At 60.3% G+C, this 22,249-nt stretch carries 15 protein-coding genes; 10 read left to right on the top strand and 5 right to left on the bottom strand.

From position 1 onward, the window contains the following. The first annotated feature begins 123 nt into the window (after positions 1 to 123). Positions 124 to 447 carry a hypothetical protein gene (locus AC3WTM_RS10695; protein WP_102671110.1) on the top strand — a complete coding sequence of 108 codons (324 nt, stop codon included), beginning with the start codon at positions 124 to 126 and terminating at the stop codon, positions 445 to 447. A 240-nt stretch (positions 448 to 687) separates the two neighbouring features. After that, positions 688 to 1,527, top strand: a complete 840-nt coding sequence (locus AC3WTM_RS10690) for a 23S rRNA (adenine(2030)-N(6))-methyltransferase RlmJ (RefSeq protein ID WP_102671109.1) — start codon at positions 688 to 690, stop codon at positions 1,525 to 1,527. A gap of 108 nt (positions 1,528 to 1,635) precedes the next feature. Here the strand turns inward: AC3WTM_RS10690 and msrA are convergent, their stop codons facing one another. The 5 genes from msrA to aceE all read right to left on the bottom strand — a co-directional run bounded on the left by msrA (position 1,636) and on the right by aceE (position 11,562). Then, entirely contained in the window at positions 1,636 to 2,286 is a 651-nt protein-coding gene (gene msrA / locus AC3WTM_RS10685) for a peptide-methionine (S)-S-oxide reductase MsrA (protein WP_102671108.1), read from the bottom strand. A gap of 63 nt (positions 2,287 to 2,349) precedes the next feature. Next, entirely contained in the window at positions 2,350 to 5,043 is a 2,694-nt protein-coding gene (locus AC3WTM_RS10680) for a putative bifunctional diguanylate cyclase/phosphodiesterase (RefSeq protein WP_102671107.1), read from the bottom strand. A gap of 234 nt (positions 5,044 to 5,277) precedes the next feature. Next, positions 5,278 to 6,672, bottom strand: coding sequence for an alkaline phosphatase D family protein (locus tag AC3WTM_RS10675; RefSeq protein WP_102671106.1), 1,395 nt, complete (start codon positions 6,670 to 6,672; stop codon positions 5,278 to 5,280). Positions 6,673 to 6,946: 274 nt separating this feature from the next. Next, the gene (gene aceF / locus AC3WTM_RS10670) at positions 6,947 to 8,905 is read right to left on the bottom strand and encodes a dihydrolipoyllysine-residue acetyltransferase (RefSeq protein ID WP_102671105.1); all 1,959 of its coding nucleotides are present in this window, start codon (positions 8,903 to 8,905) and stop codon (positions 6,947 to 6,949) included. Between the two features lie 11 nt (positions 8,906 to 8,916). Next, a complete protein-coding gene (gene aceE, locus AC3WTM_RS10665) occupies positions 8,917 to 11,562 on the bottom strand; it encodes a pyruvate dehydrogenase (acetyl-transferring), homodimeric type (RefSeq protein ID WP_057712293.1) in 2,646 nt (881 codons plus the stop codon). Positions 11,563 to 11,945: 383 nt separating this feature from the next. On the opposite strand from aceE, the gene glnE reads away from it, so the two are divergent. From glnE to AC3WTM_RS10625, 8 genes are all read left to right on the top strand, one after another. Beyond that, positions 11,946 to 14,885, top strand: coding sequence for a bifunctional [glutamate--ammonia ligase]-adenylyl-L-tyrosine phosphorylase/[glutamate--ammonia-ligase] adenylyltransferase (gene glnE / locus AC3WTM_RS10660; RefSeq protein ID WP_102671104.1), 2,940 nt, complete (start codon positions 11,946 to 11,948; stop codon positions 14,883 to 14,885). Between the two features lie 216 nt (positions 14,886 to 15,101). Beyond that, a complete protein-coding gene (gene waaF, locus AC3WTM_RS10655) occupies positions 15,102 to 16,136 on the top strand; it encodes a lipopolysaccharide heptosyltransferase II (RefSeq protein WP_102671103.1) in 1,035 nt (344 codons plus the stop codon). A gap of 1 nt (position 16,137) precedes the next feature. Then, entirely contained in the window at positions 16,138 to 17,199 is a 1,062-nt protein-coding gene (waaC, locus tag AC3WTM_RS10650) for a lipopolysaccharide heptosyltransferase I (protein ID WP_057712290.1), read from the top strand. Continuing rightward, on the top strand, positions 17,199 to 18,320 hold the full coding sequence (locus AC3WTM_RS10645) for a glycosyltransferase family 4 protein (protein ID WP_102671102.1): 1,122 nt from the start codon (positions 17,199 to 17,201) through the stop codon (positions 18,318 to 18,320). Before waaC ends, AC3WTM_RS10645 begins: the two co-directional genes overlap by 1 nt. Beyond that, complete coding sequence (rfaP, locus tag AC3WTM_RS10640; protein ID WP_102671101.1) at positions 18,321 to 19,127, top strand: lipopolysaccharide core heptose(I) kinase RfaP; 807 nt, start codon at positions 18,321 to 18,323, stop codon at positions 19,125 to 19,127. Next, entirely contained in the window at positions 19,127 to 19,861 is a 735-nt protein-coding gene (locus tag AC3WTM_RS10635) for a lipopolysaccharide kinase InaA family protein (RefSeq protein ID WP_102671100.1), read from the top strand. Before rfaP ends, AC3WTM_RS10635 begins: the two co-directional genes overlap by 1 nt. Beyond that, positions 19,858 to 20,610 (top strand): lipopolysaccharide kinase InaA family protein, encoded by a 753-nt coding sequence (locus AC3WTM_RS10630; RefSeq protein ID WP_057712286.1) that lies wholly within the window; start codon positions 19,858 to 19,860, stop codon positions 20,608 to 20,610. The genes AC3WTM_RS10635 and AC3WTM_RS10630 overlap by 4 nt, the downstream gene beginning before the upstream one ends. Further along, the gene (locus AC3WTM_RS10625) at positions 20,610 to 22,061 is read left to right on the top strand and encodes a lipopolysaccharide kinase InaA family protein (RefSeq protein WP_102671099.1); all 1,452 of its coding nucleotides are present in this window, start codon (positions 20,610 to 20,612) and stop codon (positions 22,059 to 22,061) included. Before AC3WTM_RS10630 ends, AC3WTM_RS10625 begins: the two co-directional genes overlap by 1 nt. Positions 22,062 to 22,249: the final 188 nt, after the last annotated feature.

Genomic DNA, 22,249 nt, shown 5'->3' with positions numbered 1-22,249 from the left:
TGCGCGGGCACGCTTCGGCGTGGTCGAGTTCTCTGGTCTCGATATTCCTACCCCGCGTATGGCTGCCACCCAAGCCTGTAGGAAGGCCGATGGTAGCCCTCACTTCTACCAGAGGTTTAAAAAATGAAAACGATTCACCCCGACCCACCCTACGTAAAGCCAATCCCCCATCCCGACAACCGCTTCATGGCATTGACCAGCAACTGCACCGATATGCCCACCCTGTTCGTCGACACCCACGCGCCACTCGACATCCTCACCGACGCCGCCAACTACAGACTCCGCGCAGTAACCCAAGTGCTTGAGAACCTGTCCATGCGCGGTTCGATCGAGTGCGGGTCCTTCATCCTCAGCGATTTCGCCTTGCTCTGCGCAATTACGTTGCGCGATGGCTGCGATGTGCTGGATGTGGTTGGGCGGCGGTTGCGGGCACGGCCTTCGGGGTAGCGCCAGGCGGCTTTTGTGGCGAGGGGGCTTGCCCCCGTTGGGTTGCGCAGCAACCCTGAGTTCAGCGACCCGGTGTTATCAGGCACACCGCAGTACTTGGGGTTGGCGACTGCTTTGCAGTCGAACGGGGGCAAGCCCCCTCGCCACAGGGCTGTGTAATGCCTCACCGGCCGCTTGGCTGCCAACCCCTGACTTGCCGGCCGGTAAAAGGTAAACTTCCCGGCCTTCGCAGGAGCAGCCATGAATTATCGTCACGCCTTCCATGCCGGCAATCACGCCGACGTGTTCAAACACCTGACCTTGACCCGCCTCATCGCCCTGATGTCGCGCAAGGAGCAGCCGTTTGCCTATCTCGATACCCACGCCGGCATCGGTCTGTATGACCTTCAGGGTGATCAGGCCAATCGTACCGGTGAGTACCTGGAAGGCATTGCGCGTTTGTGGGAGCAGCCGGATCTGCCGATCCTGACCGCCGATTACATGCAGGTGCTGCACGAGATGAACCCGGATGGCCAGTTGCGCTATTACCCGGGGTCGCCGGAGTTGGCGCGGCGCCTGACCCGTCCGCAGGATCGTGTGTTGCTCAACGAGAAGCACCCGGAAGATGGCGTGCTGCTCAAGGACAACATGGCCGGTGATCGCCGGGTCAAGGTTCACCTGGGTGAAGGCTGGCACGTGTCCCGGGCCTTGCTGCCCGTGCCGGAGAAACGTGCGGTGATGTTGATCGATCCGCCGTTCGAGAAGCTCGACGAGATGCAGCGCTGTGCCACGTCGTTGAAGGAAGCGATTGGCCGGATGCGTCAGACCGTGGCGGCAATCTGGTACCCGGTGAAGGACCAGCGCGCGCTGCGCCGCTTCTATCAGGACTTGGCCGGTACCGGTGCGCCGAAGTTGTTGCGGGTGGAGTTGCTGGTGCATCCGCTGGATACGCCGAACAGCCTGAACGGTTCCGGCCTGGCGATTGCCAATCCGCCGTGGGGGCTGGAGGAAGAGTTGCGTGAGCTTCTGCCGTGGTTGTCCGAGAAGCTTGGGCAGACCCAGGGTGGGTGGCGGATGGATTGGTTGATTGCCGAGAGTTGATCTGTAGGAGCGAGTTGCTCGCGAAGGTCGTGAACGTTAACGCGTAAACCGGATGCCCAGGGGCGCTCTTTGGTTTTTCGCGAGCGGGCTCGCTCCTACAGTCAGTTGTCAGATCGGGCAGGTCACGCCTGTGCCGCCGATTCCGCAATAGCCTTCCGGATTTTTGGCCAGGTATTGCTGGTGATACGCCTCGGCAAAATAGACGGTCGGGGCCTGTTCGATCTCGGTGCTGATTTCACCGAGGCCGGCCTTGGACAGTTCAGCCTGGTACGCTGCTTTGCTCTTGAGCGCGGCGCCTAGTTGTTCAGGCGAAGTGGCGTAGATCACCGAGCGGTACTGGGTGCCGATGTCGTTGCCCTGGCGCATGCCCTGAGTCGGGTTGTGCAGTTCCCAGAACATCGCCAGCAGCTCCTGGTAGCTGACTTTCGCCTTGTCGTACACCACCAGCACCACTTCGGCATGGCCGGTCAGGCCAGAGCAGACTTCTTCGTACGTAGGGTTTGGCGTGAAGCCACCGGCGTAACCAACTACCGTGCTGACCACGCCTTCACGCTGCCAGAAGCGGCGTTCCGCCCCCCAGAAACAGCCCAGGCCGAAGATCGCGAATTCGACGTCCTCGAAGAATGGACCCAACAGCGGGGTGTCTTTGAAGACAAAGTGCTTCTCGGGCAGCTTCATCGGAGTTTCACGGCCAGGCAGAGCTTGTTCTTTAGTAGGGAGCACGTTTTTGTTCACCAGGATTTCCGAGCGCAGAACCATGATCAGTCCTCTCAGTCAGGATAATTAGACAGACAAGCAGTTTGCCCGAGAGTTGGATCGCTGTCAGGCGATTGGGCCGCGCGGGTAGCGCTTGAGCTTTTCGATCAGCTCGTTGCCCGGGATCGGACGGTCGAACAGGTAGCCCTGGCCGACGTCGCAGCGGTGGCGGCGCAGGAACGACAACTGTTCGGCGGTTTCGATGCCTTCAGCCACGACCTTGAGTTTCAGGTTGTGGGCCATGGCGATCACCGCGGAGGTGATTTCCATGTCGTCCTGGTTGTCCGGGATTTCGTGGATGAAGCTTCGATCGATCTTAATGATGTCGATGGGGAATTTTTTCAAGTAACTGAGCGACGAGTAACCGGTGCCGAAGTCGTCCATGGCCAGGGTCAGGCCCAGGCGCTTGAGCTGGTCGAGCTGTAAGTGGGTGTCTTCGGTAGCCTCCAGCAGCAGGCCTTCGGTCAGCTCCAGCTCCAGCAAATGCGCCGGCAGGGCTTCTTCCTTGAGGATGTTGGCAATGGAGGCCACCAGGTCCGGGTCGGAAAACTGCTTGGGCGACAGGTTGATCGCCACTTGCAGGTTGCCCAGGCCGGCGGCGGTCAGCGCTTTGCTCATGCGGCAGGCCTGGCGGGCGATCCACTTGCCGATCGGAATGATCAGCCCGGTTTCCTCGGCGACGCTGATGAACTGGTCCGGGCGGATCATGCCCTTTTCCGGGTGATCCCAGCGCAGCAGGGCTTCCATCCCCAGCAGGCGACCGCTGCGCAGGCACAGCTTGGGCTGGTAGAACACGTCGAGTTCGTTTTGGGTCAGGGCGCGGCGCAGGTTGTTTTCGACGAACAGCTTGTAGCTGGCCTCGGCGTTCAGCGCTTCGGTGAACACCTGCACCTGATGTTTGCCGTTGGCCTTGGCCTTGTGCAGTGCCAGCCCGGCATTGCGCATCAGGGTTTGCGGGTCGCGTCCGTGCAATGGTGCACAGGCCAGGCCCACGGAGCCGGTGACGCTGATCAACTGGTTGTCGACGAACATCGGTTTGTCGAGGGTCGCCAGCAACTGGTTGGCCACTTGCTGGCCCGTCGTGAGGTCGCTGTTATCCAGCAACACGGCGAATTCGTTACTGGCGAATCGCGCCAGGCTGCCGCTCGGGATCAAGCTGTTGCGCAGGCGCCGGGCCAGGCTGATCAGCAGTTTGTCGCCGGTCTGGTGGCCGAGGCTGTCGTTGATCCGCTTGAAGTTGTCGATGTCCACCAGCAACAGGCTGATCGGCGCGTCGCTGTCCCGGGCGAAGCGTTCATCGAGGTTGCGGATGAACGCCGGACGGTTGCCGAGATTGGTCAGGTTGTCGGTGTAGGCCAGGCGCTCAATACGTTGTTGGGCGAGCTTGGTCTGGGTGATGTCTTCGTAGATGCCGATGTAGTGGGTCAGCTCGCGGTTGTCGCCGTAAACCTTGGAGATCGACAATTGGCCCCAGTAGGGTTCGAGGTTTTTCCGGCGGCTCTTGAATTCACCTTGCCAGCTGTTGCTCTTGGCCAGCGCCGAAGGTGCATCGAACAGCAGTTCGCTGAGGTTCTCCAGGGCTGGTAGTTCTGACAGCCGCTGACCGTGCACTTCTTCGGTGGAGTATTGGGTGATCGCGGTGAAGCTCGGGTTGACGTATTCCACAACGCCATCGCAGTTGACCAGCAAAAAGGCGTTGGCACTTTGTTCGACTGCGCGCTGGAACAGGTGCAGGGCGCTGGTGGCGGTTCGCCGGTTGTGGTTGCTGATGACCTGGGCAAACTGGTCTGCCAGTTCTCCGGCGAACGCGATTTCATCCGACTGCCAGGCGCGGGTTGCCCCGGTTTGCTCCAGGCACAAAACGCCGACCACCTGGCCATCGACGCGGATACTGGCGTCGAGCATTGCGTTGACGTCCCGCGGGCGCAGGCTTTCGGCCATCTCCCGGGTGCGTGGGTCGCGCATGGCGTTATGGGCGTCGATGGCGCGGCCGGTGTGCAGGGCGTCGAGGTAATCGGGGAAAAGACTGACGTCGATCGGTTGCGGCAGCAGGTATTCCTGATTCGTGCGGTGATAGGCCGAGATCGGCACCAGCATCGAGCCTTCGAGGTGCCACAGGCTGGCACTGTCGATTTCGTAGATGTCGCAGGCACTGCGGGTGATCAGCTCGGCGGCTTCGCGCAAGGAGTTGTTGCTGCTGTAGCGTTGACGGGTGAGCAGCAGGATCAGATCCTGCTGGGCCCGCACCCGCTCCAGATGCAGCAGTTGCTCCTGCTGGGTGCGCTGATTGAGTTCCAGGGCGATTTGCAGGCGCGAGTTCTGGGTTTCAAGGTCCATGGCCGGTTGCAGCGGGTCATCCTCGAACAGGCCGTCGATGACCAGCAGGTAGCCGCGCAACAGGTGTCGATTGTGTTGTTTGTAGGCTTCGCCCAGCTCCAGCAGAGTCAGGGAGCCAGCGGCGGTGTGCAGGGTATAGCGGATCAGGTAGTGCGGGCTTTCAGTCAGCTGTTGCTGGACTGCATCGTGCAGTTGATAGCGCGCTAGCGGCTCCATCAGGCTGGCGTAGGGCGAGCCCACCAGCGCACACAGTTCCACGGCTGGCACGCCGAACTGGCGTTCACAATTGGGATCGAGAAACAGCAGCGCCCAGCTGGGTTCATTAAGCCGTTCGAAACGCAGCATGCCGAGCCGCGAGGGCACAGGCAACTGCGTCACTACCTCGGCCACCATACGGCTGGCGGCATCGGGTTGGCTTTTCATGGAGGGAAACTCGCTTCGAATATGCTGAACGCGTTGGGCTCTCGCCCTCTTTACTGTTGCCTGCGGCAAGGTTGCATCATTGCGACACCGACTGACAAGAGAGATGAAGGCCAAGTGCTATAAGAATATGTCGGCAGACGACGGCTTTTCTTCAGTCGGTGGCAAAAAGTATTGCCAGTCGCCGAAAAATCGCAGTTTTGCAAGTATTGCCAGTGACTGCGATCTGTTTTCGAGTCAGCGAATCGGGATGCCAACGGACTGCAAATGCTTGCCCTCCCGGTCGTGGAAATTCACCTGAAGCTGCCCGGCATCGACGATCAGGTGTGCAAAATTATCCTGGCTAATCACCTTGCTGGTCAGTTCATGTCGATAGTCGCCTGCGGCGGTGCGGACCAGAGGGTGATCAAGGACGAATGTGGCGGTCGTGGCATAGGGCAGCATTTTGCTGTTGCACAGCGGTGACGAGACGATGGTGTGGACTTCGAAGTCCGCATCCTCGCTGTGACTCAGCCGACTGGTCAGCGAGCCGTGGACATCGCCGGAAATGAAGAAGACATTCTTGATACGGTGTGTGCGAATGGTCTCAAGCAATCGTAGCCGTTGTTCTGGAAAGGCCTGCCAAGCGTCATCATCCGTGCGCTTGCGGTCAGGGTAGAACATGACGCTGGTGACCACGAGTTTGACCCGCGCCGGGCTGTGGATCAGCCAGTCGGACAAGACTTGTTCCTGGGCTGCGTCGAGAATGCGTCGGTCAGTGGCCGACAGATTGCGTCGGGTCCGACTGTCGGTAACAAACCATTCGATATCACCTTCAGTAAATTGATACCAGTATTTGTCCAGTCGTTTATTTGTCAGTCCATCATCAGTTAGTGCATGGGCGGGACTATGACTGGCCTGATACAACTCATAGGCCCTGATTGCGTTTGCATATAAGTGCTCGTCGGACTTGTTCTTGTTGGCGGGCCAGTTATCCTCTATTTCATGGTCGTCAAGGATCATGTAAGTGGGCAGATTGGACATTAATCTGGTGATATTTTTCTGCGAAAACGCCACGCGATATTTATGGAGGATTTCCTTGAGTTCCCGATCAGGGGCAATAATGTTCAAGTCATCGACATAAATTTGGTCGCCCGTCATCACCAGCGCGCTGACGGGAGGGCTGGCTTGCTCCACCAAGCGTGAAATCGAAGCAAAGACTCTGTCGCCCAAGTGAGGGGCGGATGCTATGCCCGCGGTCATGCGCAGGTATCGGCAAGAGCCGACAATGTAGGCCCTTGGCAGGTTGACCTGGCTGGAGCGGGTACGCAAGTGATAAACCTGCCGTGACCATTGCAGCGGCAGTTCTTTCACCGTGTCGACGGTGTGCGCCGGGCTGGTCAGGCTGAACCACCCGGCTTGATATTCATAGTCGGAGTCGGCGGACAGGTTGTTCAGCACGATAACTTCGCACATGTCGTGCTCGGGTTCGAGTTTCGCAAAGTTACCTTTTGACCAGTGATCTTCGCCTTGTCGCCTATAACGAATGCCAGCAAATGCCAAGATGTCTTTATTGTGTTCGCCGCGTAAAAAAATACGGGCGTGATTAGTTGTGGTGTGGCCAATAATCGGGCCGACAGTTGGTTTGAACATGTTTGAGTCCATTCGGCTGCTTATGAATTAGTCAGATGGTTGTTTCGAATGTAATAAGTAATCTTCCAGCCAAGACTAGTTATTTGGCCCGAAAAAATATCTGGCAGAAACGGACTCGAGTTGTGGGCGGTATCAGCCACAAATGTAGGAAGACGTTTTAAGTAATAACTTCAGGCAAAAAAAGCCCCGCCAAATTGGCGGGGTTGAGGTACGAGCGTGGCGCTCGGAAACGTGGAACGCAACCGGCCCTCCGGAGAAGGAGGGCCGGTCGGTGTTACAGGAGCATGGTGCGGATGTCGCCCAGCAGATCGCTCAGACGCTTGGTGAAGCGTGCAGCAGCGGCGCCGTTGATCACGCGGTGATCGTAGGACAGCGACAGCGGCAGCATCAGTTTCGGCTGGAAGGCTTTGCCGTCCCAGACTGGCTGAATGGTTGCCTTGGAAACACCGAGGATCGCCACTTCCGGCGCGTTGACGATCGGCGTGAAGCCGGTGCCGCCAATGTGGCCGAGGCTGGAAATGGTGAAGCAGGCGCCTTGCATCTCGTCCGACGAGAGCTTCTTGGTCCGGGCTTTTTCAGCCAGGGAAGCAGCCTCGGCGGCCAATTGCAGCAGGCTCTTCTGGTCGACGTTCTTGATGACCGGTACCAGCAGGCCATCCGGGGTGTCGACGGCGAAGCCGATGTTCACGTATTTCTTGCGAATGATCGCTTTGCCGCTTGGCGCCAGCGAGCTGTTGAAGTCCGGCAGTTCCTTGAGCAGGTGCGCGCAGGTCTTGAGCAGCAACGGCAGGATGGTCAGCTTGACGCCGGCCTTCTCTGCAACGGCTTTCTGGGCAACACGGAACGCTTCGAGCTCGGTGATATCCGCCGAGTCGAATTGCGTCACGTGCGGTACGTTCAGCCAGCTGCGATGCAGGTTGGCGGCGCCGACCTGCATCAAGCGGGTCATCGGCACTTCTTCGATTTCACCGAAGCGGCTGAAGTCCACGACCGGAATCGGCGGGATGCCCGCGCCACCGGTTGCGCCAGCAGCAGCGGCCGGTGCTTCCTTGGCCTTCTGCATCATGGCTTTGACGTAAACCTGCACGTCTTCCTTCAGGATGCGACCGTGCGGGCCGCTGGCGCCAACGGCGCTCAGCTCGACGCCGAATTCGCGGGCCAGTTGACGCACGGCAGGGCCGGCGTGAACTTTGGCGCCAGGCTTGGCTGGAGCAGCAACCGGGGCAGCAGCAGGAGCAGCGGCAGCCGGAGCAGCAGCTGGAGCCGGAGCGCTTGGAGCAGCAGCGGCAGGTGCGGTCGCAGCAACAGGTGCAGCAGGAGCGGCGCCTTTGACTTTCAGCTTGAGGATCAGGTCGCCGGTACCGACTTCGTCATCGAGCTTGATTGAAACGCTTTCCACCACGCCAGCGGCTGGCGACGGGATTTCCATGCTTGCCTTGTCGGATTCCAGGGTGATCAGCGACTGGTCGGCCACAACGGTGTCGCCGGCCTTGACCAGGACTTCGATGATCTTGGCCTTGCCCGCCGAACCGATGTCCGGAACATGGATGTCCTGAACGCTGTCGGCCACTGGAGCGGCCGGGGCGGCGGCAGCAGCAGGTGCAGCGGCGGGTGCCGGAGCGGCAGCCTGGGCCGGAGCAGCAGCCGGTGCAGCAGCACCCGCCACTTCCAGGTCCAGGATCAGGTCGCCAGTGCCGACTTCGTCGTTGAGCTTGACGCTGATGGCCTTGACCACGCCAGCGGCAGGCGACGGGATTTCCATGCTCGCCTTGTCGGATTCCAGGGTGATCAGCGACTGATCAGCCGCGACGGTGTCGCCGACCTTGACCTGGATCTCGATGATCTGAGCCTTGCCCGACGAGCCGATGTCCGGCACGTGCACTTGCTGAACGCTGGCAGCAGCCGGTGCGGCAGCAGGCGCCGCCGGCGCAGGTGCGGCGGCCGGTTTGGCTTCAGCTTTGGCAGCTGGCGCAGCAGCCGCAGGGGCTGGAGCAGCGGCACCTTCGACTTCCAGCTCCAGCAGTTCGTCGCCTTCTTTCAGGCGATCGCCCAGTTTCACTTTCAGGCTCTTGATGATACCGGCCTTCGGCGCAGGCACTTCCATGCTCGCCTTGTCCGACTCAAGTGTCAGGATGCTCTGGTCGGCTTCGATACGGTCGCCGACCTTCACAAACAATTCAATTACTTCACCTTCACCGCTGCCGATGTCAGGTACGCGAATGAGTTCGCTCACAGAATCTCTCCTCAGCAGTCCAGTGGGTTGCGTTTTTCCGGGTCGATCCCGAACTTGGCGATGGCTTCAGCCACCACTTTAGGTTCGATATCGCCACGATCAGCCAGTGCTTCCAGGGCTGCCAACACCACGAAATGACGGTCAACTTCGAAGAAATGACGCAGTTTCTTGCGGCTGTCGCTGCGGCCGAAACCGTCGGTGCCCAGGACTTTGAATTCCTTGGACGGTACCCACTGACGGATCTGCTCGGCGAACAGTTTCATGTAGTCGGTAGAGGCAATGACCGGACCTTGACGGCCGTTCAGGCACTCTTCCACATAGCTCAGCTTAGGCTTCTGGCCAGGGTGCAGACGGTTGGTGCGCTCAACGGCCAGGCCGTCACGACGCAGTTCGTTGAAGCTGGTAACGCTCCACACGTCGGCGCCGACGTTGAACTGTTCACGCAGGATCTTCGCTGCTTCACGGACTTCACGCAGGATGGTGCCGGAGCCCATCAGCTGAACGTGGTGCGCCGCTTCGCGGTTGTCTTCCTCGAGCAGGTACATGCCTTTCTTGATGCCTTCTTCGGCACCGGCCGGCATGGCTGGCTGCTGGTACGACTCGTTCATCACGGTGATGTAGTAGAAGACGTCCTGTTGCTCTTCGGTCATCTTCTTCATGCCGTCCTGAATGATCACCGCCAGCTCGTAGCCGTAGGTTGGATCGTAGGTGCGGCAGTTCGGGATGGTCGCGGCCAGCAGGTGGCTGTGACCGTCTTCGTGTTGCAGGCCTTCACCGTTCAGGGTGGTACGGCCGGCGGTGCCGCCGATCAGGAAGCCACGGGTGCGGCTGTCGCCAGCGGCCCAGGCCAGGTCGCCGATACGCTGGAAGCCGAACATCGAGTAGAAGATGTAGAACGGCAGCATCGGCTGGTTGTGGCTGGAGTACGAAGTACCGGCAGCGATGAAGGAGCTCATGGCGCCCGCTTCGTTGATGCCTTCTTCGAGGATCTGGCCCTTCTGGTCTTCCTTGTAGAACATCACCTGGTCTTTATCGACTGGCTCATAGAGCTGGCCGACGGAGGAGTAGATGCCCAGCTGACGGAACATGCCTTCCATACCGAAGGTACGGGCTTCGTCCGGGATGATCGGTACGATGCGTGGACCGATTTCCTTGTCCTTGACCAGTTGCGCGAGGATCCGCACGAAGGCCATGGTGGTGGAGATTTCGCGGTCGCCCGAGCCGTCCAGGATCGCCTTGAGGGTTTCCAGTGGCGGGGTCGGGATGTTGAAGCTCTTGGCGCGACGCTGAGGTACGAAGCCGCCCAGTGCGGTACGGCGCTCGCTCAGGTAACGGGCTTCGGCGCTGCCTTCTTCCGGTTTGAAGAATGGCAGGTTTTCCAGTTCATCGTCCTTGACCGGGATGTCGAAGCGGTCGCGGAACAACTTCAGGCTGTCGACGTCGACTTTCTTGGTGTTGTGCGCAGTGTTCTTCGCTTCGCCGGCACCGGTGCCATAACCCTTGATGGTCTTGGCCAGGATGACGGTCGGTTGTTCTTTGTGGTTGACCGCTTCGTGGTACGCCGCGTAGACCTTGTACGGGTCGTGGCCGCCACGGTTGAGTTTCCAGATCTCGTCGTCGGACAGATCTTCGACCATCGCCTTGAGTTCTGGCGTGTTGAAGAAGTGTTCACGTACGAACGCGCCGTCTTTGGCTTTGTAGTTCTGGTACTCGCCGTCGATGACTTCGTCCATGCGGCGTTGCAGGATGCCGTCGACGTCCTTGGCCAGCAGTGGGTCCCAGAAACGGCCCCAGATGACTTTGGTCACGTTCCACTGAGCACCGCGGAACACGCCTTCGAGTTCCTGAATGATCTTGCCGTTGCCGCGAACCGGGCCGTCGAGGCGCTGCAGGTTGCAGTTGATGACGAAGATCAGGTTGTCCAGCTTCTCGCGGCCGGCCAGGGAGATAGCGCCCAGGGATTCCGGCTCGTCGCACTCGCCATCGCCCAGGAAGCACCAGACTTTCTGTTTGCCTGGCTGGATGAAACCACGGTGTTCCAGGTACTTCATGAAGCGTGCCTGGTAGATCGCCTGGATCGGGCCCAGACCCATGGATACGGTCGGGAACTGCCAGAAGTCAGGCATCAGCCAAGGGTGCGGGTAGGACGACAGGCCCTGACCGTCGACCTCCTGGCGGAAGTTGTTCATCTGGTCTTCGGTGATGCGGCCTTCCATGAATGCGCGGGCGTAAACGCCTGGCGAGGTGTGGCCCTGGAAGTAGATCAGGTCGCCGCCGTGTTCTTCGGTCGGGGCCTGGAAGAAGTAGTTGAAGCCGATGTCATACAGGGTCGCACTGGAGGCGAAGCTGGAGATGTGACCGCCGAGGTCAGAATCCTTCAGGTTCGTACGCATTACCATGGCCATCGCGTTCCAGCGTACCAGCGAGCGAATGCGGCGTTCCATGAACAGGTCGCCAGGCATGCGTGCTTCGTGGGTTACCGGGATGGTGTTGCGGTAAGGCGTGGTGATGGCGTAAGGCAACTGCGAACCGCTGCGGGTCGCCAGTTCACCCATACGGGTCATCAAATAGTGAGCACGGTCTTCGCCTTCTTTGTCGAGAACCGATTCCAGGGCGTCCAGCCATTCCTGGGTTTCGACGGGATCGAGGTCTTGCATGGCTTGCTCCAGGGCGGAAAGGCTACCAGAATCGGTTGCCTGAGTTAGCGACTGGCCTTGTGGGCAGACGTTATGAATTCTTGGATTGCCGACAGGTTGTTCCGGCGGCGTGTAGTTTTACTACAAATCATCCGGCATTTCAGCCCGTCTAATGTATATACGAGTAGTAAAACTACAGAAGAGCGGCTTGTGGCCCCCGGCTGCGTTGTGAGAATAATCGTTAAGGTTGGTCTTTTTCCAACTACAAAAGGTAAAAGCTTGATGCTGGCTGCCAAAATAAAAGAAATTTCAGCTATTTCTAACTTTTGTTCGACACTCCCTCAGGTAGTGGGTTTTCGAAAACCACTACATGCAGCCCGCTGCACGCCGATCAAGGATAGACCATGAGCCTCCCCTCGCTTGCCGAACTGCCCGCCATTCTCCTGCCGTTTGTCACCCGTGCCGAGCAGTCGTTCCGCGCTGCCGTCGCCGCTCTGGACGATGACCACGGGCTGTCTGCCTGGACGCCGGAGCGTTGGGCGCAATTTGCCCGCGTCACCGCCGCCAGCGATTTCGTGATTGAACAGTGTGTTCGTGACCCTTTGATGTTGCTGGGGCTGGTGCAGTCCGGCGAATTGGACCGCGGCTTCGCTCCCGGTGAGTTGTGCGGGCAGATCGCTGCCGCCGCGAACGTGGCCGAGACCGATGATCAGCTTGGCCGCGCCTTGCGCCGCCAGCGTGCACGCCATCAGGTGCGGATCATCTGGCGCGACCTGACCCGCCAGGCCGATTTGATCCAGACCTGCCGCGACCTTTCGGACATGGCCGATGCCAGCATCGATCAGGCCTATCAATGGTTGTACGTGCGGCATTGCCAGCAGTTCGGCGTGCCGACCGGGCGGCGCAGCGGCGAGCCGCAGCAGATGGTCATTCTCGGCATGGGCAAGCTCGGTGCCGTGGAGCTGAACCTGTCATCGGACATCGACCTGATTTTTGCCTATCCCGAGGGTGGCGAAACAGTTGGCGTCAAACGCCCGCTGGATAACCAGGAGTTCTTCATCCGTCTGGGCCAGCGGCTGATCAAGGCCCTGGACCCGATGACCGTCGACGGCTTTGTATTTCGCGTCGACATGCGTTTGCGTCCCTACGGTTCGGCGGGCGCGCTGGTGCTGAGCTTCAACGCGCTGGAGCAGTATTACCAGGACCAGGGGCGCGACTGGGAACGCTACGCGATGATCAAGTCGCGGGTGGTGGCCGGGGATCAAGTAGCCGGCGCGCAACTGCAAGAGATGCTGCGGCCATTCGTTTACCGGCGTTACCTGGACTTCTCGGCCATTGAAGCGCTGCGCACCATGAAGCAGCTGATCCAGCAGGAAGTGCGGCGCAAGGGCATGGCCGACAACATCAAGCTCGGTTCCGGCGGTATTCGCGAAGTCGAGTTTATTGCCCAGGCGTTCCAGTTGATCCACGGCGGCCGCGATCTGAGCTTGCAGCAGCGCCCACTATTAAAGGTGCTGAGCACGCTGGAAGGTCAGGGTTATCTGCCTCCGAACGTGATCAGCGAGCTGCGTGAAGGTTACGAATTCCTGCGTTACACCGAACACGCGATTCAGGCGATTGCCGATCGCCAGACGCAAATGTTGCCCGATGGAGAGCAGGATCAGGCGCGCATTGCCTTTATGCTGGGCTTCGCGAACTGGACGGCGTTCCACGAACAACTGATGTATTGGCGCGGCCGAGTGGCCTGGCACTTCGGGCAGGTGATCGCCGATCCCGATGAGGAGCAGGGCGCCGAAAGCGAAGTGGTGGTCGGCGGTGAGTGGTTGCCGCTGTGGGAAGAGGCTCAGGATGATGAGGCCGCCTGCCGTCAACTTGAAGAGGGTGGTTTCAAGGATGCCCCAAAAGCCTTGAAAGCCTTGGCTGGCTTGCGCGGCAGCCCGCAATTGAGGGCGATGCAGCGTCTGGGTCGCGAACGTCTCGATGCTTTTATTCCGCGTTTGCTGGCACAGGCCGTGGAACATGACAATCCGGATCTGGTACTGGAACGGGTGTTGCCGCTGGTCGAAGCCGTGGCCCGTCGTTCCGCGTACCTGGTGCTGTTGACCGAGAACCCCAGTGCGTTGCGGCGTTTGCTGACGCTGTGCGCGGCGAGCCCGTGGATTGCCGAGCAAATCACCCGCTTCCCGCTGCTGCTCGATGAGTTGCTCAACGAAGGCCGGCTGTTCAAACCGCCATTGGCGCCAGAACTGGCGGCAGAGTTGCGCGAGCGCCTGACACGGATTCCCGAGGACGACCTCGAACAGCAAATGGAAGCTCTGCGCCATTTCAAGCTGGCGCACCGCTTGCGAGTGGCCGCCTCGGAAATCGCCGGCAGCCTGCCGCTGATGAAAGTCAGCGATTACCTGACCTGGCTCGCCGAGGCGATCCTGGAGCAAGTGCTGGCACTGGCCTGGCGGCAAACCGTGGCCAAGTACGGCACGCCGCTGCGCACGGATGGCACCTTGTGCGATCCCGGCTTCATCATTGTCGGTTATGGGAAAGTCGGCGGCCTGGAACTCGGGCATGGTTCGGACCTGGACCTGGTGTTCATCCACGATGGCGATCCGCAGGCTGAAACCGATGGCATCAAACCCATTGATGGCGCGCAATTTTTCACCCGATTGGGGCAGCGGATCATTCACTTGCTGACAGCGCAGACCAACTCCGGGCAGTTGTATGAAGTGGACATGCGTCTGCGACCGTCCGGGGCGTCGGGCTTGCTGGTGAGTTCCCTGGGCGCGTTTGCCCGCTATCAGGAAAATGAGGCCTGGACCTGGGAGCATCAGGCATTGGTGCGCGCGCGGGTGTTGGTGGGCAGTCAGGATGTCGGCCAGGCCTTCGAGAAAGTCCGTGCCACGATATTGGGCAAAACACGTGATCTGCCGACCCTGCGCCAGGAAGTCAGCGAGATGCGCGCCAAGATGCGCGATAACCTCGGCAGCAAGAGCACCGCGGCCGGCACCGGGACAAATGCCTTCGAAGCCACGGCGCCGTTCGATATCAAGCAGGACGCCGGAGGTATCGTCGATATTGAATTTATGGTGCAATACGCGGCCCTGGCGTGGTCCGAAACACACCCGCCATTGCTGCGCTGGACGGACAACATCCGCATTCTGGAAGAGCTGGAGCATGAAGGGCTGATGCCCGTCGAAGATGCCAGCCTGTTGCGTGAAGCGTATAAAGCGTATCGTTCCGCCGCCCACCGGCAGGCCTTGCAGAAGGACCCCGGGGTGATTCCTGGCGATCAGTTCGCGGACGAACGGCGGCAGGTCATGCGGATCTGGTGTGAGCTGGGGCTAAGCTGAAACGGGATATTTGATACGCCAATATTCCCTGTAGGAGCGAGCTTGCTCGCGATGGTCGTTAACGATAACGCGGCGAGCCTGACACCCTGAGGGGTTTCAGGTTCATCGTCGGATCGCCGCCCGGAGCAAGCTCGCTCCTACAGTAGATTTGCGTTGTTCTGTAGAATTTTCGAGGCGGGGAGGCGTAGGCCTCCCCGGTTCGTTTATGGAAACCACATGAAAATTCTGATCGTTGGGCCCAGTTGGGTCGGTGACATGGTGATGGCGCAGACACTTTTCCAGTGTCTGAAACAACGCCACCCGCAATGCGAAATCGACGTGCTGGCCCCCGAGTGGAGCCGGCCGATTCTTGAGCGCATGCCCGAAGTTCGCCAGGCCTTGAGCTTTCCGCTCGGTCACGGTGTCCTGGAACTGGCAACGCGTCGGCGCATCGGCAAATCCCTGGCAGGCCAGTACGACCAGGCGATCCTGTTACCCAACTCCCTGAAATCGGCGCTGGTGCCGTTCTTTGCCAGCATCCCGAAGCGCACCGGCTGGCGTGGCGAGTTTCGCTATGGCCTGCTTAATGACGTGCGCACGCTAGACAAGGATCGTTATCCGCTGATGATCGAGCGGTTCATGGCCCTGGCTTACGAGCCGGGCGTTGAGTTGCCAAAGCCGTATCCACGTCCGAGCCTGCAGATCGACCCGGTTACACGCGAAGCGGCGCTTGCCAAGTTCGGCCTGACCCTCGATCGCCCGGTGTTGGCCCTATGCCCCGGCGCCGAGTTTGGTGAGTCCAAGCGTTGGCCGTCCGAGCATTACGCCAAGGTTGCCGAAACGAAGATCCGCGAAGGCTGGCAAGTCTGGCTGTTCGGTTCGAAAAACGACCACGCCGTGGGCGAAGACATCCGCGCGCGGCTGATTCCCGGCCTGCGTGAAGAATCGGTCAACCTCAGCGGCGACACCTCGCTGGCCGAAGCCATCGACCTGATGTCCTGCGCCGATGCGGTGGTGTCCAACGACTCCGGCCTGATGCACGTTGCCGCCGCCCTGAATCGCCCATTGGTGGCAGTCTACGGCTCGACGTCGCCAGGTTTCACGCCACCGTTGGCCGAGCACGTCGAAGTCGTTCGCCTGGGCATCGAATGCAGCCCATGCTTCGACCGCACCTGCCGTTTCGGCCATTACAACTGCTTGCGCCAACTCATGCCGCAAGCGGTGAACGAAGCCCTGCAGCGGTTGCAAGGCACTCCGGTCGAGGTCAAATAGCTTGCGGGTTCTGTTGATCAAGACTTCTTCGCTGGGCGACGTCATTCATGCGTTGCCGGCGTTGACCGACGCGGCGCGGGCGATCCCCGGCATCAAATTCGACTGGGTGGTGGAAGAAGGCTTTGCCGAGATCCCGACCTGGCATCCAGCGGTGGGCAAGGTGATTCCGGTGGCGATACGTCGCTGGCGCAAGAACATCTGGCAGACCATCAAGAGCGGTGAGTGGAAGCGCTTCAAGCAAAGCGTTCGCGCCACGAAATATGACTTGGTGATCGACGCCCAGGGCTTGCTGAAAAGCGCCTGGCTGACCCGTTATGTCAAGGCGCCGGTGGCCGGCCTCGATAAAAGCTCGGCGCGCGAGCCCATCGCTGCGCGTTTTTACGATCGACGCCTGGCCGTTGCCCGCGGGCAGCACGCGGTGGAGCGAGTGCGTCAGTTGTTCGCCATCGCGTTGGGCTATGACTTGCCCAAAGGCCTGGGTGACTACGGTCTGAATATCGAGCGCCTGGTGGAATTGCCGCGCAAGAATCCGTACGTGGTATTTCTGCACGGCACCACCTGGGACACCAAGCACTGGCCCGAAGCGTACTGGCGTGAGCTGACCGAGCGGGTCGGCTACCTGGGCGTAGGGGTGAAACTGCCGTGGGGCAATGCACTGGAGAAGGCCCGGGCCGAGCGCATCGCAGCCGGTTTCAAACACGCCGAGGTGTTACCCAAACTGAACCTGGCCGGTGTCGGCAAGGTACTGGCGGGCGCGCAAGCCTGCGTGGCGGTGGACACCGGCCTGGGCCATCTGGCCGCTGCGCTGGATGTACCGACGCTGTCGCTGTTCGGCCCGACCAATCCGGGTCTGACCGGCGCCTATGGCAAGGTGCAGATTCACCTGGCCAGCGACTTCCCTTGTGCGCCGTGCCTGCAAAAGAAATGCACTTATCAACCGACGGCTGAAGATGCCCGTCAGTTTGACCTGAAGCGCGAGTGGCCGTTGTGCTTCACGCGTCTGAATCCCGAGCGTGTCGCGAGCCGACTGAGCACGTTGTTAATGGCTGAGGAGCTGCGCTGATGCAATTGGCATTTGTCTTGTACAAGTATTTTCCATTTGGCGGCTTGCAGCGCGATTTCATGCGAATCGCCCTGGAGTGCCAGAAGCGCGGCCATCAGATTCGCGTCTACACGCTGATTTGGGAAGGTGACGTACCGCCGGGTTTCGAAGTGTTGGTGGCGCCGGTCAAGGCGTTCTTCAACCATCGGCGCAACGAAAAGCTCAGCGAATGGATGGACGCGGACCTGGCCAAGCGCCCGGTCGACCGCCTGATCGGCTTTAACAAGATGCCGGGCCTGGACGTCTACTACGCCGCCGACGGCTGTTTCGAAGACAAGGCGCAGAACCTGCGTAACTCGCTGTATCGCCGTTGGGGCCGCTATCGGCACTTCGCCGAATACGAGCGGGCGGTGTTTGCCAAAGAGGCGAAAACCGAAGTGCTGATGATTTCCGAGGTCCAGCAACCGCTGTTCATCAAGCATTACGACACGCCGCTGGAGCGCTTTCACCTGCTGCCACCGGGTATCGCCCAGGATCGTCGTCGGCCGGCCGATGCGGATGAAATTCGTGCCGGGTTCCGCGCTGAATTCAATCTCAAGGACGATGAACTGCTGCTGGTGCAGATCGGCTCCGGGTTCAAGACCAAGGGCGTCGATCGCAGCCTCAAGGCGTTGGCGGCATTGCCCGCTGATCTCAAGAAGCGCACCCGGCTGTTTGTAATTGGCCAGGATGACCCCAAGTTATTCCAGATGCAGAGCGCAACCTTGGGGCTGGGCGACAACGTCACGTTCCTCAAAGGGCGCAGTGACATTCCGCGATTCCTGTTGGGTGCCGATCTGTTGATCCACCCGGCGTACAACGAAAATACCGGCACCGTGCTGCTCGAAGCCCTGGTGGCCGGCTTGCCGGTGCTGGTGAGCGCGGTGTGCGGTTACGCCCATTACATCGCCGAGGCCGATGCTGGCCTGGTGCTGGACGAACCGTTCGATCAGGCACAGCTGACGCAGTACCTGACCGGCATGTTGAACGACGCTCAAGCAAGGGCGGCCTGGAGCCGCAACGGTCTGGCCTTCGCCGAAACGGCCGACCTCTACAGCATGCCGCAGCACGCGGCGGATGTGATTCTGGCGGAGCACGCTTAAATGAAGTTGATGCTGGCTGAACCGTTCAAGAGCCTCTGGGCCGGACGCGACCCGTTCGCCGAAGTCGAGGGGCTCAAGGGCGAGGTGTACCGCGAGCTGGAAGCACGCCGGACATTACGCACGGAAGTCGACGGCAACGGGTTTTTCGTGAAAATCCACCGTGGCATCGGCTGGGGCGAAATATTCAAGAACCTGCTGACGGCCAAGCTTCCTGTACTGGGTGCCGGTCAGGAGTGGAAGGCGATTCAGCGTCTGCAGGAAGTCGGCGTGCCGACCATGACCGCCGTCGCGTATGGCGAGAAAGGCCGTAACCCGGCCGATCAACATTCGTTCATCGTCACCGAAGAGCTGGCGCCGACGGTCAGCCTGGAAGATTTCAGCATCAACTGGACCCGGCAGCCACCGGAGCCAAAACTCAAGCGCGCACTGATCGCCGAAGTCGCGCGCATGACCGGCATGATGCACCGCGCCGGGGTCAACCACCGCGACTGCTACATCTGCCATTTCCTGCTGCACACCGACAAACCGGTGACCGCCGACGACTTCAAGCTTTCGGTGATCGACCTGCACCGTGCCCAGACCCGTCCGGCGATCACCTTGCGCTGGCGCAACAAGGACCTGGCTGCTCTGTACTTTTCCGCACTGGACATCGGCCTGACCCGCCGCGACAAGCTGCGTTTCCTCAAAGGCTATTTCCAGCAACCGCTACGACAGATCCTGTGTGAGGAGGCAGCTTTGCTGGCATGGCTCGACGGCAAGGCCAACAAGCTCTACGAGCGTAAACAGCGATACGGGGATGCGCTCTGATGTCGGGTTGGAAACTGGAGCCGGCCTACAGCGAGCTGGCCGATGACTTCGGCAGCCTCGAGGCTGTGTTTGCGCTGCAAGGCGAGCGTTTGACCCGTGACGTGCTCTCGGAGGTCATCCGTGTCGAGCGCAATGGCGTCAACTATTACGTCAAACGGTATGTGGGCGCCGGCAAAGGCTTGCGGCGTTACCTGGGCAAGCCTCGGGTGAAGATGGAATGGCAGAACCTCAAGCGCTTTGCCAAGTGGGGTATCCCCACTGCCGAAGTGGTGGCCTGGGGGCTGGAGCGGCGCGGTGTGGCCTACGCTCGCGGCGCGATGATTACCCGAGAGCTGCCGGACACCGAGGACTTGTCGGCACTGGCCGAACGTCGAGATCCGAAGCTGTCGGACCGCGCCTGGGTCGATACCGTCAGTCGTCAGCTGGCCCAATACACCCGGACCATGCACGACCACCGCTTCACCCATAATGATTTGAAGTGGCGCAACCTGCTGATCGACGATCAGGCTCGACTGTTTTTGATCGATTGCCCCAACGGCGATTTCTGGCGCGGTTTCTGGCTCAAGTACCGTATTACCAAGGATCTGGCGTGCCTGGACAAGGTCGCCAAATATCAATTGTCGGCTACACAGCGCCTGCGCTTTTACCTGCAATACCGCAACCGGACCCGGCTCAACGCTGCGGACAAAAAACGTATCCGGCATGTGGTGAGATTTTTCGAGGGACGCGAATGACTGATTTTCTGGCCGCTGAAGACCGTGCGCTGCTTGAACGCCATGGCCTCGGCACGTTCGAGGCGCTCTGGACCAAACAGCTCGATGCGGTGGACGAACCCAACACCGTTGGCGGCGGCTGGAGCAGTGTGTTTCGGCTGGATCTGGAAGGTCATGGCTTCTACCTCAAGCGTCAAAGCAACTACTTGACCCGCACCTTGCGCGCACCGTTCGGCGAGCCGAGTTTCGCTCGCGAGTTTCGCAACATCTCCCGTTACCGGAAGATGGGCATTCCGGCGCTCGAAGCGGTGTTCTACGGGGAGCGCAAGGTCAATGGCGAGGTTCGTGCGATCCTGCTGACCCGTGCGCTGGACGGTTGGGACGACCTCGACTCGCTGTTGCAGCGCTGGACTCAATTGAGCCCTGAGCAGCACTCGGAAATCCTCAAGGCCAGTGGCGAACTGGCCCGGCAGCTGCACGCCGCACGCCAGGTGCATGGGTGCTTCTATCCCAAGCACATTTTCATGCGCGCCACCGGCAACGGCTATCAGGCTCAATTGATCGACCTGGAAAAGACCCGGCCGCTGCTGTACGGGCAGCGTGACCGAATCAAGGACCTGGAGCCGCTGACGCGCCGTGCGCCCGAGTGGGGCGAGTCGCAACTGCGGCAATTGCTGGCCGCCTATCTGGATCAGCCGCAGGACAGCTCGCTGATCGATAGCTGGCTGCAGCGATTGACTGCGCGGCGCAGCCAAAAGAGGCCGCGCTGATGCGTTTATCAGAACTGAAGACCGCAGGCCGCAATCCCGTTTTGCCGCTGAGCGTTTCGCTGGCCGACGCCGCCGGCCCCGCCGAGCTGCAACTGCTGAGCCTGTTGCGGGTGTTGCCGGGGCAGCGTTATGTCGGTGCCGGCGTCTGGCGTGGCCGGCCGGTGTTGGCCAAGTTGCTGGTTGGCAGCAAGGCTGCACGGCATTTTCAGCGTGAGCTCGATGGCGTGCGCCTGCTCTCTGCCCAGGGGCTGACCACGCCGCAGCTGTTGGCCGATGGCCTGAAGGACGGCGAAGGTGGCTGGCTGCTGTTTGATTTCCTTGAGCATGCCGAAAGCCTGGGTGACACCTGGAAACAGGTGGAGCAGCAGCCCGTACTGTCCGATGGGCAAGGGGCGGTACTGGCCGAGGCGTTGGGCGCGATCGGCCAGATGCATCGCAAGGGCCTGTGGCAGGAAGACCTGCACCTGGACAATTTGCTGCGTCAGGGCGGTCGCCTGTACCTGATCGATGGCGCAGGTATCTGCTGCGAGACAGCTGGTCAGCCGCTGTCCCGGCAGAAGGTTCTGGAAAACCTCGGGGTGTTCTTCGCCCAGTTGCCGAAGTCGATTGAACCCTTCATTGAAGAGTTGCTGGTGTATTACCTGCTTAGCAACGGCGAGCACGCCTTGCCCATGGAGGCGTTGCAGAAGCAGATCGACAAGGTCCGTAGTTGGCGCCTCAAGGACTTCCTGATCAAGGTCGGCCGCGAGTGCACGCTATTCAGCGTCCAGCGTGGAGCCTTCGGGTTGCGGGCGATTCGCCGCGAGGAAGTTCCGTCGATGGTGCCTGTGCTGGAGCAGGCCGATGCCTTGCTCGATCAAGGGCTCCTGTACAAGACCGGCGGTGCGGCGAGCGTCGGCAAGGTCGAGGTGGATGGCCGCACGCTGGTGATCAAGCGCTACAACATCAAGGGTTTTGCCCACTGGCTCAAGCGCTTCTGGCGCCCGAGCCGGGCCTGGCATTCATGGCGTGAAGGCAACCGCCTGGCGTTCCTCGGGATTGCCACGCCCAAGCCGCTGGCCTTGCTGGAAAAGCGTTTCCTGTGGCTGCGTAGCCGGGCTTACCTGGTCACCGAGTACCTGCCGGGTCCGGACATCATCGAGCGTTTTGCGCCGTATGTGGAGCGTGGTGATCCACCGGAAGCCGAGCTGGTGGCACTGGATCATCTGTTCGCCGAGTTGATTCGTCTACGCATCAGTCATGGCGACTTCAAGGGGCATAACCTGTTCTGGCAGCAGGATCGCTGGGCGTTGATCGACCTCGATTCGATGCGCCAGCACGGCTCCCTCGGTAGCTTCTCCCCGGCGTATGCAAGGGATCGCGCGCGGTTCATGCGCAATTGGCCTGAAGGCAGTGCCCTTTATCAGGTCATCGATCAGCGGTTGCCCAAGGACATCTCCAGCGCTGCTTAAACCGCTATCGCGAGCAAGCTCGCTCCCACACTGAATCTTTGTCAGACACATATTTTGTGTGCGGCCGAGAACCACTAATGAAATGGCTCCCCCCTCACACCCTGTGATCATTCTCTAAGCTTTCACAGGGTGTCTTTCGGAGGCTATTGCCATGAACAACGTTGCCATTGTCGCTATCGATCTAGGGA

This window comes from Pseudomonas sp. EU05-FHT14B02 (genome assembly GCF_058791055.1).
The sequence above is the reverse complement of the archived record's forward strand: the minus strand, read 5'-3'. Positions and strand labels throughout refer to the sequence as shown.